This is a genomic window from Micromonospora sp. NPDC048871, from assembly GCF_043198155.1.
Classification (GTDB): Bacteria; Actinomycetota; Actinomycetes; order Mycobacteriales; family Micromonosporaceae; genus Micromonospora.
Map to the genome: position 1 here is coordinate 212,177 of NZ_JBICUM010000007.1, position 20,613 is coordinate 232,789.

General features: G+C 71.8%; 17 protein-coding genes. 6 read left to right on the plus strand and 11 right to left on the minus strand.

Annotated elements, in window-relative coordinates:
* Positions 1-26: 26 nt before the first annotated feature.
* From ACGFIK_RS18235 to ACGFIK_RS18250, 4 genes are all read right to left on the minus strand, one after another.
* On the minus strand, positions 27-3,008 hold the full coding sequence (locus ACGFIK_RS18235; protein WP_327023815.1) for a BTAD domain-containing putative transcriptional regulator: 2,982 nt from the start codon (positions 3,006-3,008) through the stop codon (positions 27-29).
* 198 nt (positions 3,009-3,206) lie between these two features.
* A complete protein-coding gene (locus tag ACGFIK_RS18240) occupies positions 3,207-4,868 on the minus strand; it encodes a fumarate hydratase (RefSeq protein WP_327023814.1) in 1,662 nt (553 codons plus the stop codon).
* Positions 4,869-5,034: 166 nt separating this feature from the next.
* Entirely contained in the window at positions 5,035-6,489 is a 1,455-nt protein-coding gene (locus ACGFIK_RS18245) for a PQQ-binding-like beta-propeller repeat protein (protein ID WP_327023813.1), read from the minus strand.
* A 103-nt stretch (positions 6,490-6,592) separates the two neighbouring features.
* The gene (locus tag ACGFIK_RS18250; RefSeq protein ID WP_393340314.1) at positions 6,593-7,876 is read right to left on the minus strand and encodes an MFS transporter; all 1,284 of its coding nucleotides are present in this window, start codon (positions 7,874-7,876) and stop codon (positions 6,593-6,595) included.
* Positions 7,877-7,943: 67 nt separating this feature from the next.
* Here ACGFIK_RS18250 and ACGFIK_RS18255 point away from each other — a divergent pair, with 67 nt between their 5' ends.
* Positions 7,944-8,930 (plus strand): winged helix-turn-helix domain-containing protein, encoded by a 987-nt coding sequence (locus ACGFIK_RS18255; protein ID WP_327023811.1) that lies wholly within the window; start codon positions 7,944-7,946, stop codon positions 8,928-8,930.
* A gap of 55 nt (positions 8,931-8,985) precedes the next feature.
* Here ACGFIK_RS18255 and ACGFIK_RS18260 read toward each other — a convergent pair whose 3' ends face one another.
* Positions 8,986-9,492 carry an Lrp/AsnC family transcriptional regulator gene (locus ACGFIK_RS18260; protein WP_327023810.1) on the minus strand — a complete coding sequence of 169 codons (507 nt, stop codon included), beginning with the start codon at positions 9,490-9,492 and terminating at the stop codon, positions 8,986-8,988.
* Between the two features lie 138 nt (positions 9,493-9,630).
* Here ACGFIK_RS18260 and hppD point away from each other — a divergent pair, with 138 nt between their 5' ends.
* Genes hppD through hisC form a run of 4 tightly spaced genes read left to right on the plus strand, consistent with a single transcriptional unit; the run spans position 9,631 to position 13,643 of the window.
* The gene (gene hppD, locus ACGFIK_RS18265) at positions 9,631-10,836 is read left to right on the plus strand and encodes a 4-hydroxyphenylpyruvate dioxygenase (RefSeq protein WP_393340316.1); all 1,206 of its coding nucleotides are present in this window, start codon (positions 9,631-9,633) and stop codon (positions 10,834-10,836) included.
* Positions 10,837-10,847: 11 nt separating this feature from the next.
* Positions 10,848-11,606, plus strand: a complete 759-nt coding sequence (locus ACGFIK_RS18270; RefSeq protein ID WP_327023808.1) for an RDD family protein — start codon at positions 10,848-10,850, stop codon at positions 11,604-11,606.
* Positions 11,607-11,628: 22 nt separating this feature from the next.
* The gene (locus tag ACGFIK_RS18275; protein ID WP_393340319.1) at positions 11,629-12,546 is read left to right on the plus strand and encodes an RDD family protein; all 918 of its coding nucleotides are present in this window, start codon (positions 11,629-11,631) and stop codon (positions 12,544-12,546) included.
* A complete protein-coding gene (gene hisC, locus ACGFIK_RS18280; protein ID WP_327023806.1) occupies positions 12,543-13,643 on the plus strand; it encodes a histidinol-phosphate transaminase in 1,101 nt (366 codons plus the stop codon). The genes ACGFIK_RS18275 and hisC overlap by 4 nt, the downstream gene beginning before the upstream one ends.
* 129 nt (positions 13,644-13,772) lie before the next feature.
* Here the strand turns inward: hisC and ACGFIK_RS18285 are convergent, their stop codons facing one another.
* From ACGFIK_RS18285 to ACGFIK_RS18300, 4 genes are all read right to left on the minus strand, one after another.
* Entirely contained in the window at positions 13,773-15,017 is a 1,245-nt protein-coding gene (locus ACGFIK_RS18285) for a PQQ-binding-like beta-propeller repeat protein (protein WP_393340320.1), read from the minus strand.
* A gap of 145 nt (positions 15,018-15,162) precedes the next feature.
* Positions 15,163-15,369, minus strand: coding sequence for a DUF397 domain-containing protein (locus ACGFIK_RS18290; protein WP_393340322.1), 207 nt, complete (start codon positions 15,367-15,369; stop codon positions 15,163-15,165).
* A 163-nt stretch (positions 15,370-15,532) separates the two neighbouring features.
* Positions 15,533-16,741, minus strand: a complete 1,209-nt coding sequence (gene fahA, locus ACGFIK_RS18295; RefSeq protein ID WP_327023803.1) for a fumarylacetoacetase — start codon at positions 16,739-16,741, stop codon at positions 15,533-15,535.
* Complete coding sequence (locus tag ACGFIK_RS18300; RefSeq protein ID WP_357530502.1) at positions 16,738-17,604, minus strand: hypothetical protein; 867 nt, start codon at positions 17,602-17,604, stop codon at positions 16,738-16,740. The genes fahA and ACGFIK_RS18300 overlap by 4 nt, the downstream gene beginning before the upstream one ends.
* Positions 17,605-17,688: 84 nt before the next feature.
* Here ACGFIK_RS18300 and ACGFIK_RS18305 point away from each other — a divergent pair, with 84 nt between their 5' ends.
* Entirely contained in the window at positions 17,689-18,852 is a 1,164-nt protein-coding gene (locus ACGFIK_RS18305; RefSeq protein ID WP_327023801.1) for a homogentisate 1,2-dioxygenase domain-containing protein, read from the plus strand.
* 57 nt (positions 18,853-18,909) lie between these two features.
* Here ACGFIK_RS18305 and ACGFIK_RS18310 read toward each other — a convergent pair whose 3' ends face one another.
* Positions 18,910-20,109, minus strand: a complete 1,200-nt coding sequence (locus ACGFIK_RS18310) for a tetratricopeptide repeat protein (RefSeq protein ID WP_327023800.1) — start codon at positions 20,107-20,109, stop codon at positions 18,910-18,912.
* A 9-nt stretch (positions 20,110-20,118) separates the two neighbouring features.
* Positions 20,119-20,604 carry a 2-C-methyl-D-erythritol 2,4-cyclodiphosphate synthase gene (gene ispF, locus ACGFIK_RS18315; RefSeq protein WP_327027388.1) on the minus strand — a complete coding sequence of 162 codons (486 nt, stop codon included), beginning with the start codon at positions 20,602-20,604 and terminating at the stop codon, positions 20,119-20,121.
* Positions 20,605-20,613: the final 9 nt, after the last annotated feature.

The window sequence follows — 20,613 nt, forward strand, 5'->3', positions numbered from 1 at the left end:
CGTGCAGATGATCGCGGGAGCCGGACTCAAGCCAGCTCGGCCAGCAGCCGCTCGATCTCCTCCGCGTCGGGCGACTCGACCTCGCGCAGCAGGGACAGCGCCCGGAACCAGTAGGACCGGGCTCCGGCCGGGTCGGTGTCCCGCAGGCAGCGCGCCAGGCCGTCCAACGCGTGCGCCCGCTCGTACCGATGGTTGATCTTCGTGGCGTCGAGCAGCACCCGGCCGAACAGGTCCTGGGCGCTGCGCACGTCCCCCTGGTCCAGCAGGGCCCGGGCCAGCAGGTTGCGTGACCTGCACTCACCGATCAGGTCCCCACCGTCGCTGATCGCGATGTACGCCTGCCGGTGCAGGGCTGCGGCCTCCTCCGGTCGACCCGCCTCCCGGGCCATCATGCCGATCTCGTTGAGCACCTCCCCCTCGTCGAACCGGTTACGCAGCCGCCGGTGCAGGAGCAACGCCATCCGTAGCAGCCGGGTAGCCGGCCCGGTATGGCCCATCCGGTGCCGGACGATGCCGACATGCCCGAGGGCGGTGGCCAGGTGCCGAGGGTCGGCGATCTCCCGCGCCAGGAGCAGGTGCCGGCGGCAGAGCCGCAGCGCCTCGTCGTAGCGGCCCAGGGCGCACGTCGCGTGGGTGAGGTTGTTGAGCAGGTCGCCTCGTTCGGGCAGGTGCTCGTTCCCGATGGCCGCCGCTGCCTCGTTGAACGCCTCGATGCCTCGACGTGGTTCACCGACGATGCACAGGCCGATGGCGATGTTGCCCAGCAGTCTGCGTAACAGGTGGGGTGGACCGGCCCGACGACACAACTCGACCGCCCGGCGCAGCAAGGCGTTGGCCTGGCCGAAGCGTGCCCGCCGGACGTACGCCGAGGCCAGGTAGTTAAGCATCAGGACCTGGGCCTGCTCGTTGCCGAGCGCCTCGGCCGCGCGCAGCCCGACATTGTGGATCTCGATCAACTCGTCGAGGTGCCCGCCGAGGTAGAGCAGCCGCCAACTGGCCCGGGCCAGTTGCCAGGCATGGTGCGGAAAGGACTCCGCCGCCATTGTGGACAGCGGCACCAGGTTGCAGCGGTTCTCGTCGAACCAGGCCATGCCCCGGTCGATGCAGACGGCCACCGCGTCCGGACAGGGCGGATCGGGCAGGTCACGAGGAAGGGTGAGGCGGCTGCCGGGCATCTCGTACGGGGCGGCGATCGCCACCAGGACGTGCAGGTGGTGCCCGAGCAGACGCCCCAGCGCCGCATGGCGCTCACTGGCGTTGGCCGGATCGGACAGCAGGGTCCGGGCGTACTCCCGGACCAGGTCGTGCAGCCGGTAGCGGCCCGGCTCCGGCTCGTCCATCAGGTGGGCGTCGACCAGCTCGTCCAGGGCGTCCTGCACCTCGGCCAGCGGCACCCCGGCGATCGCGGCGGCCGTGGCGGTGTCCACCCGCACCCCCGGATGCAGGCCGAGCAGCCGGAAGGTGCGCTGCGCCGCGGGAGATGCCTGGACATAGGAGAGGGCGAAGGCGTCCGCGACGGAACGCTGACCCACGGCCAGTTCGGCCAGGGTGTCCCGGCTGCCGGCCAGCCGGTCGGCCAGGTCGGCCAGGCGCCACCGGGGACGGTGGACCAGGCGGCCTCCGGCCAGTCGGATCGCCAGGGGCAGGTGACCGCAGCGGCGTACCACCTCGACGGCCGCCTCCGGCTCGGCGGCCACCCGTTCCACACCGGCCACCCGGCCGAGCAGCTCTACCGCCTCGTCGGTGGCCAGTACCGGCAGCGAGGAGGGCCGCCCCTCGTCCAGGCCGACCAACCGACGCCGACTGGTGATCAGGGTGAGACAGCCGGCGCCGCTGGGCAGCAGGGGGGCAACCTGCTCGGCGCTGGCCGCATTGTCCAGCAGCACCAGAGCCCGTCGGTCGGCCAGTTCGGTACGCCAGATGGCCAGCCGGTCGTCCAGGTCCACCGGGATCCGCTCGGTCGGTACCCCTAGTTGCCGCAGCAGGGTGGCCAGGGCCGCCCCGGGGGTCAGGGGGGCCCGTTCACTGTGCCCGTGCAGGTCGATGAAGAGTTGGGCGTCCGGGTACTGGTCGGCCAGGTGGGTGGCGACATGCACGGCCAGGGTGGTCTTCCCGCTGCCGGCCATCCCGTCGATGAGGTGGATCCGGGCCTCCCCCTCCTCGATCTCCTTCACCAACCGGGTGACCGTCTCCATCCGCCCGGTGAAGTCCGTGATGGCCCGGGGCAGGGCCCGGACCGGAACGTTGGACCGCGGTTCCGGACCGGCCACCGCCAGGTCACCGGCGAGCACCCGCTGATGCAGTTCCTGGAGGGCGGGCCCCGGTTCGATGCCGAGTTCCTCGGCGTACAACCGTCGTCCCGCCCGGTACAGGGCCAGCGCGTCGGCCTGCCGACCGACCGTGGACAGGGCCAGCATGAGCTGCCCCCGCAGGCGCTCCCGCAGCGGATGCTGCTCCAACTGCTCGGTCAGCTCGTCGAGCAGCGCCCCCGCGTGGCCCAGCCGCAGCTCGACCTCCACACACTCCTCCAGCACCGCCAGGCGCTGCTCGTCCAACGCCTGGGCCCGCCGACGTACGCTGCGCTGCGGAATGCCGGCCAGCGCCGGGCCACGCCACAGCTCCAGGGCGGAGCGGAACTGCCGACGCGCGTCGATCAACCAGCCCGAGGCCAGCGCGGCACGACCGGCCTCCACCCGGCGGGCGAAGATCTCGCTGTCCAGTTCGCCGGGCCGGATCCGGATCGCGTATCCGGCGGGATCGGTGGCGATGGTGTCCGGCGACAGACCCAGGTCGGCCAGCCGCTGACGGAGCCGGGACACACAGGTCTGCAACTGGGCCCGCGAGGTGGCCGGTGGGTGCTCCTCCCAGATCGCATCGACCAGATCGTCCACGGAGACCACCCGGTTGGCGCGCAACAGCAGGACCGCGAGTACGACCCGGTCCCGAGGCGCGGTGATGGTGGTATCGCCCTCACCGACACACAGTGGACCCAGGATCCGGAATCGCATCCACTTCCCCGCTCGCGACTGGTGCAACTCTCAGCAGGGTAGTCCGATGATCACCGAAGTTCCTATCGGCCTGATAGCGATCTGAGAGTGGATCAACAGCGGCTGGTCGGAGACTTACTCCCGGTCGCACACGTGGGGTGCGATCGACGGGGGCGGTGCGCCCGCCTTGGGAAAGGCGGGCGCACCGATGTCACTCCCTCAGCGGCGGCCGATGGTCAGCACCGGCTTGGTCACCTCGGCGAAGAAGTCGTTGCCCTTGTCGTCGACCACGATGAAGGCCGGGAAGTCCTCCACCTCGATCTTCCACACCGCTTCCATGCCCAGCTCGGCGTACTCCAGGACCTCGACGTGCTTGATGCAGTCCTGGGCCAGCCGGGCCGCCGGGCCGCCGATGGAGCCCAGGTAGAAGCCGCCGTGCTGCTCGCAGGAGCGGGTCACCTGGGCGGACCGGTTGCCCTTGGCGAGCATCACCATCGACCCGCCGGCGGCCTGGAACTTCTCCACGTAGGCGTCCATCCGCCCGGCCGTGGTCGGGCCGAAGGAGCCGGAGGCGTAGCCCTCCGGGGTCTTGGCCGGGCCGGCGTAGTAGACCGCGTGGTCGCGCAGGTACTGCGGCATCGACTCGCCCGCGTCCAACCGCTCGGCGATCTTGGCGTGAGCGATGTCACGGGCCACCACCAGCGGGCCGGTCAGGGACAGCCGGGTCTTGACCGGGTACTTCGACAGCTCGGCGCGGATCTCGTCCATCGGCCGGTTCAGGTCGACCCGGACCACCTCGGTGGTGTCCAACTGCGCCTCGGTGACCTCCGGCAGGTAGCGGGCCGGGTCGGTTTCGAGTCGCTCCAGCCACACCCCCGACGGGGTGATCTTGGCAACCGCCTGCCGGTCCGCCGAGCAGGACACCGCGATCGCCACCGGGCAGGAGGCACCGTGTCGGGGCAGCCGCACCACCCGTACGTCGTGGCAGAAGTAGCGCCCACCGAACTGCGCCCCGATGCCGAAGTTGCGGGTCAACTCCAGCACCTCCGCCTCCAGCTCCAGGTCCCGGAAGCCGTGCGCGCTCATCGAGCCGGAGGTGGGCAGCGCGTCCAGGTACTTGGCGGAGGCGTACTTGGCGGTCTTCAGGGCGTACTCGGCGCTGGTGCCGCCGATCACCACCGCCAGGTGGTACGGCGGGCAGGCCGAGGTGCCGATCAGTCGCAGCTTCTCCTCCAGGAACTGCATCATCCGGGTCGGGTTCAGCAGGGCCTTGGTCTCCTGGTAGAGGTACGACTTGTTGGCCGAGCCGCCCCCCTTCGCCATGAACAGGAACTTGTACGCGTCCGGGTACCCGTCCGGGTCCTCGGCGTACAGCTCCACCTGGGCGGGCAGGTTGCTGCCGGTGTTGCGCTCCTCCCACATGGTCAGCGGGGCGAGCTGCGAGTAGCGCAGGTTCAGCCGGGTGTACGCCTGCCACACCCCACGCGAGATCGCCTCGGCGTCGCTGCCGTCGGTGAGCACATGCCGACCCCGCTTGCCCATCACGATCGCGGTGCCGGTGTCCTGGCACATCGGCAGCACCCCGCCGGCGGCGATGTTGGCGTTGCGCAGCAGATCCAGGGCGACGAACCGGTCGTTCGGCGAGGCCGCCGGATCATCGATGATCGACCGCAGCTGGGCCAGGTGCGCCGGCCGCAGGAAGTGGGCGATGTCGTGCATCGCCTCGGCGGTCAGCGCCGTCAACGCGGCCGGGTCCACGGTGAGGAACCGTCGGCCACCCGGGCCGTTGACCACGTCGACGCCCTCGTCCGTGATCAGGCGGTACTCCGTCTGGTCCGGCCCGGTGGGCAGCAGCGGAGAGTACGAGAACTCCGTGCTCATGCCAGAACTCCGCTGCGCTCCGTGCCGCTGTCGGACACCACCGCACCCCACCCGTGACTCGCTCGCTGACGCTCGCTCATGACGGCAAAGCCTAGGGCAGAAGGTTCGATCACTCCTACCCGCCGCCGGTGATGGTGACGCTCGCCCTTTCTCCGTACCGGCCAGGTCACTTGCCGGAATCGGGGGCGGTGCACAACTCGTTCTTCGGCCCGCAGCTGCCCTGGGGTCCGGGCACCCCGCCGGTGCCGGCCGGACCGGGTCCGTTCCCACCACTGTCGCGGGCCGGACCCCCATCGCCTGCCGGGTCACCGGTGGTCGTGCCGAATCGGATGTACCCGATCTCGCGGCCCTCCCCGATCACCATGCCGGCCGGGCCGACCGCCAGGGCGTTGGCGGAGGTCCGCAACGCGACAAGTTCCCGGCCGGTACGCGGATCCAGGGCCACCAGCCGGTTCGGTTTCTCCTCGGTCACCACGGCCGCGTACGGGGTCAGGGCCGCGCCGGCCTTCTCGCCGGCCGGGCGGTTCCACCGGACCTGCCCGGAGCTGAGTTCACGGCCGGAGAGCCCGTCCCGCCCGGCGGTACGCACCACCGCGTACCGGTCGTCCACGGCGAGCACCCGTTCGGAGTTCTCGGTGGCCAGCAGCAGCCGCCCGTCGTACCCGTCGATGACGGCCTCCCGACCGTCCGGGGCCACCCCGACCAGCACGTTACGGGCGCCGTAGGGGTCCTCCCGTTGCACACATCCGGCGCTGTCCGCGGTCCGCAGGTTGAGCCCGGCGCGCTGCCAGATCTCCTGACCGGTGACCGCGTCCCGGCCGGAGATGGTGAAGTAGCAGTTGCCGTCCTGGGAACGGGCCACGATGCGCAGCAGCCGCCCACCGATCACCGCCAGCCGCTCGTCGCGTCCCGGCTCCACGTTCTGCAACACCCGGCCGGTCGCGGTGTCCACCACGTGCACCCGCCCGTCGACCGGGAACCCGAGCAGGGCCGGTACGGCCTCCGGGCCGGCCACCTGCCCGTGGATCCGGGCGCTGGTGAGTCGACGGCTGTCCAGCAGGTTCGGATTGTCGGCCAGCAGGCCGCTGCTGACCCCGGGCAGGAAGGCCGTCCACAGCGGCGCGGTCCCCCGGGGTTCCCAGGCGCTGAGGGTGCAGTCGGTGGCCTCCACACAGCGGGCGTCCAGCAGCAGGTTGCGGTAGGTCCAGACGGCCACGGCATCGTTGTCGCGCCGACGGGTGACCCCGGTGCCGGGGTCGAGGACCTCGTACCCCTTGACCAGCAGGCGGCCGACGGCCACCACGGCCTCGGCGCCGCTGCCGGCCACCGCGCTCCAGTCGGCCTTGCGCTCCCAGAGTTGGCTGCCGTTGGCCAGGCTGCGGGCCTCCACCCGGGTGCGTTGCTCGACCACCACGGTCTGCCCGGCGATGGTGACGCTGCGCGGGGTGCCCCCGATGCGCTGCTGCCAGAGCACGTCCGGCTCGGAGATCGGCTGCCGTCGGTTCACCCAGTCCCACATGCCGGGGAAGGGGTTCCAGACTCCGGTGGCGGCCAGCACGACGACGGCGGTCAGGGCAAGCAGCAGCCAGCCACGCACGCCGAGGCCACTGCCCTTCGCCACCGGAACACGGTAGCCACCCGCATCCCCCACCGCCCGCACCCCACCGCGTGTCGGGAAAGGAAGGGCACCTTATTAACGCCTGCGGTAGTAGCAGGGTCCCTTGTTAACACTGCCTGGCGGCGGGCTTCAGCACCGGCCACAGGGTCAGGGTCGCGGCGATCGAGGCGGCCCCGGCCACCGCCATCACAATGCCCGGGGCCAGCAGCTCACTCAGCCCGCCGGCGCCCGCCGCCGCCAGCCCCTGCATCGCCATCATCCCGGTGCTGACCAGCCCGAAGGCCTGCCCCCGACGCAGCTCCGGCACCGCCTCCAGGAACCGCCGAGCCAGCCCCAACTGGTAGGCGAAGCCCGCGGTGGCCACCGCGAACAGCGCCGCCGCCGGCACCAGCCCCGGTCGGGCCACGAACACCAGCATCGGTACGCCGAGCAGCAGCGAAAGCCAGGGGGTCAACCGTTCCCGGCCGGCCGGCGACACGAACCGACCCACCAGCAGGTCACCGACCAGCATCCCGCCCGCCCCGGCCATCAGCAGTACCCCGGCGCTGGCCCCCGGCCCCAGATCCGCCGCGTACGGCACCGCCACCCCTTCCGCCCCGACCAGCAGCGAGCCGGGCAGCCACTGGGCCAGCAACAGTCCCCGGATGCGGCGATCGGCCAGCAGTTCCCGGTTGACCCGCAGGGTCTCCCGGACCGCACCGCCCCTGCTCCGCCACTTGCCCTCGGCCGCCCGATCAGCGCCCTCGGCCGCCCGATCAGCTTCGGGGGTGCGGCGGATCCGGGCGGGGCGGGCGGCCAGGCCCAGGCGCACCAGCAGGGCGGAGAGGCCACAGGTCAGCGCGGTCAGCCAGAGCGCGCCGTAGGGACCTACCAGCCCCAGCAGCAGCCCACCGACGGCGAACCCGGCGACCTGGGTACCCCCGGCGGCCACCGACAGCAGGGACCGCCCGAGCACGTACGCGTCGCCGTGCAGCACCTCGGGCAGCAGGGCGGTGCGGGCGGCACTGCTCACCGGGCCGAACAGGGCCACCACGGCTACCAGGGTGAGCATCACCGGCGGGGAGAGCATCCCGGTGGCGAGCACCGCGACCATCACCAGCCGCAGCAGGTCGTACCCGACGATCAGGGCACGGGCCGGCATCCGGTCCGCCCACGCCAGCAGGAACACCCCACCGAGGGCGTGCGGCAGAAACCCGGTCACGTACGCCAGGGCGGCCAGCAGCCCCGAGCCGGTGCGCTCGTAGACCAGCACGGACAGCGCGAGCATCTTCACGGTCTCGCCGATCATGAAGATCCCGAAGCTGCCGAAGATCACCCGGAACTCGGCCACGGCGAAGACGTCGCCGAAGGTCGCCGGCCGGTCCAGGGTCGGGGTACTCGTGTCACTCACGGCCGCCAGCCTGGTCCGAAAGCCCCGGTCCGCTCTATCCTTTCGCTTGACAGCGAAAGGTGGAGCCGTGCGGATCGAGGTCACCCCCGCCGACCTGGCGGCGAGTCGGTACGCCATCTCCCCGCTGGGCGAGACGGTGTCCGCCCTGCGGCTGCACGCCGGTCAACGGTCCACCGACGGTCTGGGGCCGTGGGTGACCCGGACCAGACCCGCCTACGACCGGCTGCGCCGGGAGGTACCGGCGGTCGGCGCCCTGCTGGCCTTGCTGCATCGGGGTGGCTACAACGCCGACTTCATCCAGCCTCCGCCGGACGGCTCGGCCCGGGACTTCCACGGGGAACTGGCCGCGGTCCGGGCCACCCCGCTGGCCCAGGCCCGCGACGAGTTGGCCCGCAACCTGGCCGGCCCCCGGGCCACCCCACCGGCGTACGCCCGCCAGATCTACGCCTCGCCGAAGGTGGTCGACCTGATCGCGGACGCCATCGAGGCGGCCTGGCAGGCGCTGGTCGAGCCGGACTGGCCGCGGCTGCGCGCCATCCTGGAACGTGATCTGGTGCGGCGGGCGGGCCGCCTGCTCGCCTACGGCTGGGGCGCGGCCATCGCGGACCTGGACCCCCGACTGCGCTGGATCCCCGGTGAGGTCGGGGTCATCGAGATCAGCGGCGACGACCCGGAGACCCACTCGCTGGCCGGGCGAGGGCTGCTGTTCGTGCCGACCGTCTTCGGCACCCTGATCACCTACGTCGAGCAGCCCTGGCCGTACGCGATCGTCTACCGGGCCACCGGCGTGGCCGAGTTGCTGGGTCCGCCCGACCCGACCCGGCCGGACGACGCGTTGGATCGACTGGTGGGCCGGTCCCGGGCGGCCGTGCTGCGGGCGCTCGCCCTGCCCGCCACCACCAGCCAACTCGTCGCCCAGCTCGGGCTCAGTCTCGGCGGCGTCGGCGACCACCTCACGGTGTTGCGGGAGGCCGGGCTGGTCAGCCGGATCCGCGCCGGTCGGGCGGTGCGCTATCGGCGTACCCCACTCGGCGACGCTCTCGCCGCCGACTGATCCGCGTTCGGCCGAGGATCCGCGTTAACAAGGGGCCCCTGCTCTACCGGAGGCGTTAATAAGGGGCCCTTCCTTCCCCCCGGAGGGCGGAGCGGACCAGGGGGAGGACCCGGTAGGGGATCTGTTCGGCGAGGGCGATGATCGTGGAGGCCCGGCGGATGCCCTCGTACGCGACGATCTGGTCGATCACCCGTTGCAGGTCGGTGTTGGAGCGGGCCACGATCCGGCAGAGCAGGTCGCTGGAGCCGGTGATGGTGTGCGCCTCCAGCACCTCGGGAATCCCGGCCAGGTGGTTGGCCACCGGGTCGTGTCCGTGCCGTTGACTGATCTCCAGGGTGACGAAGCTGGTCACCGTGAACCCGATCGCGGCCGGCGACACCTCCGGTCCGAAGCCGCCGATCACCCCCCGGTCGACCAGCTTGTCCAGTCGAGCCTGGACGGTGCCCCGGGCCACCCCCAACCGGCGGGAGCACTCCAGTACCCCGATCCGGGGTTCCGCGGCGAGCAACTCGATCAGGCTCACGTCCAGGGCATCGAGCTGTACATCCTGTCCAGGGTTCACGGCTTCCCACCCTACTTGTTGTGCAACCTGACCAGCCGTGTGACTGACAGTTGCCCAGTGAGCGGCCTCACCGTGATAGTCCGGGGAACGAGCACAGCGTCGGCCGATCCGGCCGGCCGGTACGCAAGGGAGGCCACCATGACCCAGGCGATCGACCGACCCCAGTCGACCGAGGACGTCGACGTCGATGCCCTAGTCGGCGCCGTCAACCACGACATCACCAAGGACCCCTTCCCGGTCAAGGGTCTGGACCACGTGCACTTCCTGGTCGGCAACGCCAAGCAGGCCGCGCACTACTACTCCACCGCCTTCGGCATGACCTGTGTCGCGTACCGGGGTCCGGAGCAGGGCTACCGCGACCACGCCCAGTACGTGCTGACCAGCGGTTCGGCCCGGTTCGTGCTGACCGGGGCGGTACGCCCGGACGCCGACGGCGCCGACCACGTCGCGAAGCACAGCGACGGGGTCAGCGACATCGCGCTGGAGGTGCCGGACGTGGACGCCGCGTACGCGCACGCCACCGCGCAGGGTGCGGCCGGTCTGCTGGAGCCGCACGACGTCAGCGACGAGCACGGCACCGTCCGGATGGCCGCCATCGCCGCGTACGGCGACACCCGGCACACCCTGGTCGACCGGTCCCGCTACACCGGCCCCTTCCTGCCCGGGTTCGTGGCCCGGGGCCCGATCGTCAACCGGCAGCCGATGATCGACGCCGGCCTCCAGCCGAAGCGCTTCTTCCAGGCCGTCGACCACATCGTCGGCAATGTGGAACTCGGCAGGATGGACGAGTGGGTCGAGTTCTACAAGCGGGTCATGGGCTTCAGCAACATGGCCGAGTTCATCGGTGACGACATCGCCACGGACTACTCGGCGCTGATGAGCAAGGTCGTCGCCAACGGCACCCGCAAGGTGAAGTTCCCGCTCAACGAGCCGGCCATCGCCCGCAAGAAGTCGCAGATCGACGAGTACCTGGAGTTCTACCAGGGCCCCGGCGCCCAGCACATCGCCGTGGCCACCAACGACATCCTGGCCAGTGTCGACGCGATGCGGGCCGCCGGTGTCGACTTCCTGGACACCCCGGACTCGTACTACGACGACCCGGAGCTGCGGGCCCGCATCGGCGAGGTCCGGGTGCCGATCGAGGAGCTGAAGGCCCGCAAGATCCTGGTGGACCGGGACGAGGACGGTTACCTGCTCCAGATCTTCACCAAGCCGGTGCAGGACCGCCCGACGGTCTTCTTCGAGCTCATCGAGCGGCACGGCTCCCTCGGCTTCGGCAAGGGCAACTTCAAGGCCCTCTTTGAGGCAATCGAGCGTGAGCAGGAGAAGCGCGGAAACCTGTAACAATCTCAAGGGTGAATCAGCCTTCGCCGCACCCGACGTCGCCGGCCGGTGGCGGCTCACCGATCGGTGGGCCGCCGCCCGCCGCCGGTGGCACCCCGCCGCCCACCGGCCCCCCGCCGCAGTACGCCCCGCCTCCCGCAGGTTGGGCAGGCTCGCCGCCCCCACCGGGCGTCCCCGGCGGCCCGCCGCAGGGCTGGTCCCCGGGTCAGCCTCCGCCGAAGTGGGCGGCCGGGCCACCGCCGCCGGTGTTGGGGCCGGGCGGTCAGCCGCTGGCCAGCTTCGGTGACCGGCTGCTGGCATACCTGATCGACACCGCGATGACCACCGTCGCCCTGCTGCTGTTGTTTATGCCGTTGTTCCTGACCATCATGTTCCGGATCCTCTCCGCGACTCCGGAGACCAACCCGGACGGCACCCTGGCGGACCCCAGCGACCTCATCACGGAGATCATGCTGCCGATGCTGCTCCTCCAGGGCGCACTGTTCGTGGTGATGTTCGGGTTCTACTGGCTGTACCACGTCGAGTACATGAAGCGGACCGGGCAGACCTTCGGCAAGAGGGTGATGAAACTACGGGTGGTTCCGCTCGATCCGACCCAAACCCTTGATCGGCGGATGGCCGGGAAGCGGTACCTCGTGGAGTTCGTGGGCGGGTCGTTGGTGCCGGGCGGCAGCTACGTCGACGGCCTCTGGCAACTGTGGGACAAGCCCTGGCAGCAGTGCCTCCACGACAAGTTCGCCGGGACCGTCGTCGTTAAGGTGGCCAGGTGACCGAGCACAGCAAGGCCGCGCCGTGAGCGTGGCACCCGGCTGGTACGTCGACCCCGCCGACCCGCAAACCCGCAGATACTGGGACGGCGAGGGCTGGATCGGCGCGCCCATCCCGGTCGATGCCACCCCACCCGAGGGCCCGCCCCCGCCCGAGCCCGAACCGACACCGGAACCCGAGCCGGTGACGTCGACCACCCCGCCCGGCACACCGGCCACCCCGCCCGGCACACCGGTCGGCGGCCCACCTCCGGGATATCCCCCACCCGCTGGCTGGCAGCAGGCGCCACCGATCGGTGACCCTCGGCACGGGCCACCCCCCGGCTGGCCGTACCCGACCTGGCCCGGACGCCCCCCGGAGCCCCGGCCGCACGGTATGCCGCTGGCCTCCTTCGGTGCCCGCCTGGGTGCCCGGCTCATCGACTTCGGCATCGTGTTCCTGCTCAACGTGCTGGTCAACGGCTGGTTCGTGGCACGTCTGCTGGACGAGATCTCGGCACCGCTCAACGAGTTCGGGCGACGGCTGCAAGACCCGGAACGCAACACCGAACCCCTGCCGCAGGCGGGCGACCAGACCGGCTCGTTGATCGTGGTGATCCTGTTGATCGCCACGATGCTCTGGCTGGCGTACGAGGTGCCGTCGATGGCGGCCAGCGGGCAGAGCTTCGGCAAGCGGCTGGTGGGCATCCGGGCGGTACCGGTCGAGGCGGACGCCCCGCTGGGCTTCGCCCGCGCGCTGCGGCGGTGGAACACCCTGGGTCTGCCCACCCTGCTCTGGTACTGCTGCGGGCTCGGTCTGCTGCTCCAGTTGTTCGACGCCCTCTCCCCACTCTTCGACCACCCACTGCGGCAGGCGCTGCACGACAAGCGGGCGCAGACCGTGGTGGTCAAGGTTCCCCGTACCCCCGCTGATCGCACCAACCCACCCGGAGATGCCTCATGACCGACACCGGACGCCAGCCGACAGTGCGGCTGACCCGCGCCGACCTGGACGCGCTGCCCAACTACGTGCCCGGCCGCAGCCCGGCCGACCTGGCTCGGGAGCTTGGTCTGCCGGAGGCGATCAAGCTGGCCAGCAACGAGGTGCCGTACGGCCCGCTGCCCGGAGTGGTGGAGGCGGTCGCCGAGGCCGCCGCCGGGGTGCACCGCTACCCGGACATGGGAGTGGTGGCGCTGCGTCAGACCCTGGCCGACCGGTACGGGGTGGACCCCGACCGGATCGCCACCGGCTGCGGTTCGGTGGCGCTGGCCGAGCACCTGGTACGGGCCACCTGCCTGCCCGGTGACGAGCTGATCTACGCCTGGCGGTCCTTCGAGGCGTACCCCATCATCGCGGCGACCAGCGGCGCGACCAGCGTGAAGGTGCCCAACGACGCCGGGCACGGGCACGACCTGGCGGCGATGGCCGCGGCGGTGACCGACCAGACCCGCATGATCCTGGTCTGCAACCCCAACAACCCGACCGGCACCGCCCTGGGTCGGGCGGAGCTGGATCGCTTCCTGGACGCCGTGCCGGACGACGTGCTGGTGGTCATCGACGAGGCGTACCGGGAGTTCGTCACCGACCCGGAGGTGCCCGACGGGCTGGACTACGCCGACCGGCCCAACGTGGCCGTGCTGCGCACCCTGTCCAAGGCCTGGGGGCTGGCCGGTCTGCGGATCGGTTTCCTGGTCGCCCAGCCGCAGGTGGCGGCGGCGGTACGCAAGGTCGTCACCCCCTTCTCCAGCAGCATGGCGGCCCAGGCCGGAGCGCTGGCCGCCCTGGCTCAGGCCGACGAGATGCAGCGGCGGTGCGCCCTGGTGGTGGCCGAGCGGGAGCGGGTCACCGAGGCGCTGCGCAAGCTGATCCCGGAGGTGCCGGCCAGCCAGGCGAACTTCGTCTGGCTGCCGCTGGGCGAGCGGGCGCTGGAGTTCGGCAAGGCGTGCGAGGCCCGGGGCGTGATCGTCCGGCCCTTCCCGGGCGACGGGGTCCGGGTCACCATCGGCACCCCGGCCGAGAACGACGCCTTCCTGGCCGCCGCCGAGTCGGCGCTGGCCTGACAGAAATTCGGCCCCAACTCACCGGGGCGTGGAGCTGAGCCGGGCCGGTCCGCCATCCCCCTGCGGACCGGCCCGGAAGCCCATGAAGACAGCTTACGCGGCTTTTGTCCGATTTACCGCTGATTCGGGCTAGGTCGCCGCCAGGATCAACGGCTCAGAGGTGAAGTAGTAGCCGTGATCGTCGGCCTCCGGGTCGACCGGGGACCGCAGCCGCTCCACCGCCAGGTATCCGTCGACCGCGTACGCCCGGCCCGGCACCCATCCGGTGCCGTCGGCGCCCACATTCAGCACGAACCGGGACAGCTGACGGCCGGTGGCCGGATCCAGGGTGACCAGCTCATTCTCCTCGGTCACCAGATGCACCCGGCCGGGCTGGACCGCGATCAACCGCCCCGGCCCAACCGGGGTCCGCCAGAGTTCGGTGCCGTCGCGGACCGCCCGGCCCACCACCACACCCTCCGCCAGGGTCACGGCCATCCGGTCGAGCAGTTCTACCTCCGTGCCGTCCAGCGCCGCAGCGGCCACCGGCTCCCCGGAGCCGAGTAGCCAGCCCCGGGCCGCCCCGTCACCCGGACCGGCGGTACGCAACCCGGCGCAGCCGGTCGGAAGGCAGCCGATCAGGTTCGCGGTCAGCTCCTCGCCGGCCTCCGGGGGACGCCACCGGGCGGCCACCACCCCGGTCCCCGCATCCCGGAACTCGACCACGGTCGGTCCGGCGCAGCGGTCCAGGCTGAGCAGTTGGCCGCTGGTGCTGCCGCCGACCGGTTCCCGGCAACCACGCCCCACCTCGGCCCGCCACAGTTGGCCCCCGTCGGCCAGGTCCACGGCTCGCACCTCGCCCGCCCCGGAGCTGACCACCGCCTCCCGGCCCTCGGCCGTCCTGATCACGGAGAGACCCGGCGGCTGCCAGACGACCTCGCTCCCGGTGCGTCGGGTGCTGCGCTTGCCCTCCGGTTCCGGCCCCTGCGCGCGCCAGGCGACCCGCCCGGTACGCGCGTCCAGGGCAACCAGGTCACCGTCGGACCATCGGCTGACCACGGTAGTGCCGCTGGCCACCACCGCGTCCAGGGTCGCCGGCCAACGCCGGTACGACCAGTAGGGGGTGCTGCGGTGCCGCCCGTCGGCCGGCTGATCGGCATAGACCTGACGCTCGGCCGCGTACACCCGCAGTCGACCGTCGACGATCAACGGGGCGACCGGCAGCCGACCCACCACCCGCGGTTCCGGACGGCTCAGGGCGGGATAGTCGACCCGGGCCGGGGTGCTGACCTCGGCCGGGGCCAGGACCCGGTATCCCACGAGCGCCAGCGTCCCGGCCACCCCGGTCGCCGCCACCGCGGCCACGATCCGCCGCCGACTGCTCGTCCACCCCATGCCGTACCTCCCCGCCCGGCACCCTACCCACCGGTCGGAACGACCCCGGAGCTGCGGTCAGGCCCCGCTGCGGGGTGGTCGGCGCGAGAAGATCACGCGGTGCGGGCCCCGGGGCAGGGCTGCCGCCCCGGAGACCCTGGGGTCCTCAGCGGGCCAGGTCGCCGTCGCGGACCGCACCGACGAAGGCGCGCCAGACCCGGGTGCTGACCACCAGCAACGGCCCGCCCTGGTCCTTGGAGTCGCGTACCCCCACCACGCCGTGGCGGGCCAGGTTGTCGGCCACCTCCACACAGAGGCCCTGGTCATTGGAGCGGCTGCTGGTCCGCCACACCGCACCCACGAGATCGTGCATCGTCGTCATCTCCCTCGGCTTCGACATGCCGCCCGCTACCCGGCCGACCGGGTTCCGGTCGGCCGGGTGCCGCGTGGCGACGAATTCCGAGGCGATCAACGAGACGGGCCCCCGACCTTGATCGCACAGCCGGTGCGACAAAGGGCTGGCTGTCGGGATGAAGTCAGCCGGCTGCCGCGATCGTGCCGGTGACCTCGGCCAGGGTGATGGTGGTGCCCTCCGGGCCGGGGGCGGTGGCGGTGATGGTCACGGTGTCCCCGTCCAGCAGGAAGGTGCGCTCCTCTCCCCCGACGGTCACCGGCTCGGCCCCGCCCCAGGTCAGCTCCAGGAACGAGCCGACCTGGTCCCGCCGATCACCGGAGACGGTGCCGGAGGCGTAGAGGTCACCGGTACGCAGGGAGGCGCCGTTGACGGTCAGGTGGGCCAACTGCTGGGCCGGAGTCCAGTACATCTGGGCGAACGGCGGCCGGCTGACCTGCTCGCCGTTCCAGTGCACGGTCATCCGCAGGTCCAGTCCTAGATGCGGCTCGTCGCGCAGGTAGTCCAGGACCGCGGGATCCTGCGGCGGGGCGGCGACCTGGGCGTGCCCCAGCGCCTCCAGGGGGGTCACCCAGGCGGCGATGGAGGTGGCGAAGGACTTGCCCAGGAAGGGGCCCAGGGGCTGGTACTCCCACGCCTGGATGTCCCGGGCCGACCAGTCGTTGACCAGCACCACCCCGAAGACGTGCTCGGCGAAGTCGGCCGCAGCCACCCGGGAGCCGAGCGGACTGGGTACCCCGACCACGAACCCGACCTCGGCCTCGATGTCCAGCCGGGCGGACGGGCCGAAGACCGGCCCCTCCTTGCTCGGCCGCTGACCCTGCGGGCGTACCACCGGGGTGCCGGAGACCACGACGGTGCCGGCGCGGCCGTGGTAGCCGATCGGCAGGTGCTTCCAGTTGGGCAGCAGGGCCGGCTGGCCGGGCCGGAAGATCTGCCCGACGTTGGAGGCGTGCTGCTCGGAGGAGTAGAAGTCCACATAGTCGGCGACCTCGATGGGCAGCTCCATCCGCACCTGGTCCAGCGGCACCAGCAGCGGCTCCACGGCCTGGCGGTGGGCCGGGTCGGTGAGCAGTTCGGTGATCCGCTGGCGGACCGCGGTCCACTGTGGGCGGCCCAGCGCCAGGAAGGTGTTCAGGGTGGGCTGGCCCAGCGCCCCACCGGCCAGCACCAGGCCGGCCTCCTCTGCGGCGGTCAGGTCCAGCACCAGGTCGGCGATGCGTACGCCGATGCGCGGCTGCCCCTCGCCGACCCGGAACACCCCGTACGGCAGGTGGTGGATCCCGAAGCCGGACTCCTGCGCCCCGGGCACCCAGCTCTGTTGCGCGGTCATGCCTGATATCCCCCGTTCACCAGCCCCAGCCGGATCAGATCGGTAAGTGGTTCCACGATGCTGCACGAGCCGAAGCCCACCCACAGCGGACGCCCCAGGTCGTGCCGGCCGTCGAGCTGCTGCACCAGGGGTCGCTCGTCGCGGACGGTGAGCAGTTCGGTCACCGCCTCCACCCCGGCGCCCTCGGTGGCGGCCAGGGTCGCGGCGAGCACGTTGGCGAAGCCGTGGTGGGTGATGCCGGTTTCCTGGTCGAGGTGGCGCACCGCGTGGTGCAGCCCGGCGGTCAGCTTGAACGGCACCTCCCGGTCCCGACAGGCGCAGATGACCGCGGCCAGCTCGGCCGGGCTCGGGAACAGCTCGGCGGCCAGCCCTCCGGTACGGAACTTGGCCGCCACCGGCAGGCCACGGGATCTCGCTTCGGCCAGGGTGTCCAGGGCGGACATCAGCCCGAAGGTCAACGGGATCTCCGCGAAAGCGGCCACGCCGTCCAACCGCTCGGTAAGCGTGATCAGCTCGCCCAGACCGGGCTGCGGGTCCTCGCCGCGCTTGGCGACCGGCGCCTCCAGTTGTCGGACGGTCACCCCGAGCGGAGGCAGGAACGACAGCGCAAAGGGCAGCCGGTCGAGGCCGGTGTCGCCGATCAGCCCGATCACGAAGCCCTCGGCCGGGTCGATCAGACCGTCCAGCTCGCCCGCCACCACCTTCGACGCGGGCAGCAGCAGCGGGCCGACGAGGTCGGCGTACCAGGCGGAGCGATGGCCTCGGTGGGCGGTCACGGCGTCGGGCAGCGCGGCGCTGCCCGGCGGGAAGACGGCGGCATCGTCGACCAGACCGGCGACGAGTGCGGGCAGCTGCGTTGACACGAGACAAGAATGTACGGGACGCTACAAGGAGCGGACAACAGCGTCCGATAATCGGACGCACCAAGCTGGTGACCGGGAGGCGACATGCCGTACTACCGCAGCGTCGGCGAACTGCCACGCAAACGCCACACCCAGTTCCGGCAGCCCGACGGCAGCCTCTACACCGAGGAGCTGATGGGCCAGGAGGGCTTTTCCTCCGACTCCTCCCTGCTCTACCACCGGTACGCCCCCACCGCGATCGTCGCCGCGGAGGAGTTCACCCCGCCCGCCGTGACCCGGGTGCCCAACCTGCCGCTCAAGCCCCGGCACCTGCGCACCCACAAACTCGACGGCGCCGGGGCCGACCCGATCCTGGGCCGGCGTTACCTGCTCGCCAACGACGACGTACGAATCGCCTACGTGCTGGCCGACCAGCCCTCCCCGCTGTTCCGTGACGCCACCGGCGACCACTGCCTGTACGTCGAGTCGGGCAACCTGCGGGTCGAGTCGACCTTCGGCGTACTGGACGCGGTGGCCGGGGACTATGTGGTCATCCCCACCTCGACGGTGCACCGACTGGTGCCCACCGGCGACACCCCCACCCGGCTACTGGCCGTCGAGGCCTCCGGGCACATCGGCCCACCCAAGCGCTACCTGTCCGTACGCGGCCAGTTCCTGGAGCACTCCCCGTACTGCGAGCGGGACGTCCGGGGGCCGGACGCGCCGCTGCTGGTCGAGGAGACCGACGTGGAGGTGCTGGTCCGCCACCGTCGTGGCTGGACCCGTCACGTCTACGCCAACCACCCCTTCGACGTGGTCGGCTGGGACGGTCACCTGTACCCGTGGGCCTTCTCCATCCACGACTTCGAGCCGATCACCGGCCGGATCCACCAGCCGCCACCGGTGCACCAGACCTTCCAGGGCCCGAACTTCGTGATCTGCTCGTTCGTGCCCCGCAAGGTCGACTACCACCCGGACGCCATCCCGGTGCCGTACCACCACCACAATGTCGACTCCGACGAGATGCTCTTCTACACCGGCGGCAACTACGAGGCGCGGCGCGGTTCCGGCATCGAACAGGGTTCGATCTCCCTGCACCCCTCCGGCTTCACCCACGGCCCCCAGCCCGGGGCGGCGGAACGCTCGATCGGGGTCGACTTCTTCGACGAGTTGGCCGTCATGGTCGACACCTTCCGCCCGCTGGACCTGTGCGACGCGGCAGCGGACTGCGAGGACGACGCGTACGCCTGGACCTGGTCCCGCCGCTGACCGGAGGGCCCCTTGTCAACCCTCTGAAGCCCCGCTGCCCGCCCCGGTAGCGGGGCTTCAGGCGACCGGGCGGGTGACGATCGCCAACTGGGCGACCGTGGCGATGCCGATGGCCAACACCAGCGGCCAGGGCGTACCGATCAGGGCGTAGAGCAGGATCAACGCGGGGCCAGCCGGGGCCGCGTACACGGCCAGGGCCAACGGACGGTCGGTTCGCCGCAGGACGGGCAACACGGTCCGGGTCAGACCGGGCAACCGGGAGGTGTGCCGCCGGATCACGATCGCCCCACCGATGGCGGCCAGCAGAGCCATGAGCCGGGAGAACCCGGAACCGGTGCCGGCCGAGCAGGCGATCACCAGGGCGGCGACGATCGACCAGCCGGTCCCCCAGAGCACCAACTGCCGCAGCGCCGCCGGTACCGGGCGACGCGCGGCGAACGGACCCGTGTCGGCCCGTCCGGCCGCCACCGGGCCACCCGACCTGGTCGGCTCCTCCGTCGACCAGCCCGGCTGCCCGCCCGGGCCGGTGGGCGGGAGCGCCTGGTCGTCGGGGTTGCCCGGATCACCCGGAGTCTGCTCCGGGCGGGGACCCTCGGCCGGGCGGGGTTCGGTCGGCGGCAGGATCGGCACGGCCGCCTCGGCCAGCCGCTCCAGGGTGGTGGTCCACCGGCGCTGCTCCAACCGCAGTACCCCGACCTCCTCGCCCACCTCGGCCAGCCTCGGGTCCAGCCGCAACGCCTCCCGGTAGGCCCGCTCGGCCAGATCGAACATCCGCATGTTCGCCGCCACCAGACCGAGCACCAGATGCCCCTGCGGCTCCTGCGGTGCCAACTCCACGGCGTGCCAGGCGGCGTTCAACGCCGGCTGGCCGTTGCGGGAGCCGGCCAGGATCGCCGCCCCGCTGCGTTGGGCGTACGCGTCCTGCGGGCCCAGGGCCAGGATCTCGTCGGCGGTACGCGCGGCCTCGCCGTACCGTTCCAGATCACCGAGGGCCAGACCACGCAGCACCAGCGGGGGGATCTGTCCGGGGGCTGCGGCGACGGCGGACTCGGCGGCGGCCAGCGCCTCAAGGGGCCGTTCGGCGGCCAGGTGCACCCGGGCGAGCATGGCCAGGGTCGGCGGGTGTGCGGGATCCAGGGCCAGCGCGAAACCGAGTTCGTCGACGGCCTCGTCGTAGCGGCCCAGCTCGGCGAGGAGGGTGGCGCGTTGCAGGTAGCCGTCGGCGGTGGGCGGGTCGGCGGGAACGTCGGCGGACATCGCGCGAGCCTAGGCGGTCGGTTGGGCGTACACCAAGGCCACCGCGATGCCGGCGAGTCCCTCGCCACGGCCGGTGAAGCCCAGCCCGTCGGTGGTGGCCGCGGAGAGGGTGACCGGGGCGCCCACCGCCTCCGACAGCACCCGCTCGGCCTCCTGCCGACGGGGGCCGATCTTGGGTCGTACCCCCACGACCTGCACGGACACGTTGCCGATGGTGAAGCCGGCGGCGCGGACCCGGCGGGCGGACTCGACCAGCAGACGTACTCCGCTGGCCCCGGCCCACTCCGGCTGGTCCACCCCGAAGTTGGCGCCGAGATCGCCCAGCCCGGCGGCGGAGAGCAGGGCGTTGCAGGCGGCGTGCGCGACCACATCGGCGTCGGAGTGCCCGGCCAGACCGTCCTGGTCCGGCCAGTGCAGGCCGGCCACCCAACAGGGTCGGCCGGCGGCGAAGGCGTGCACGTCCGTGCCGATGGCCACCCTAGGAACGATCATGATTCGAGGGTA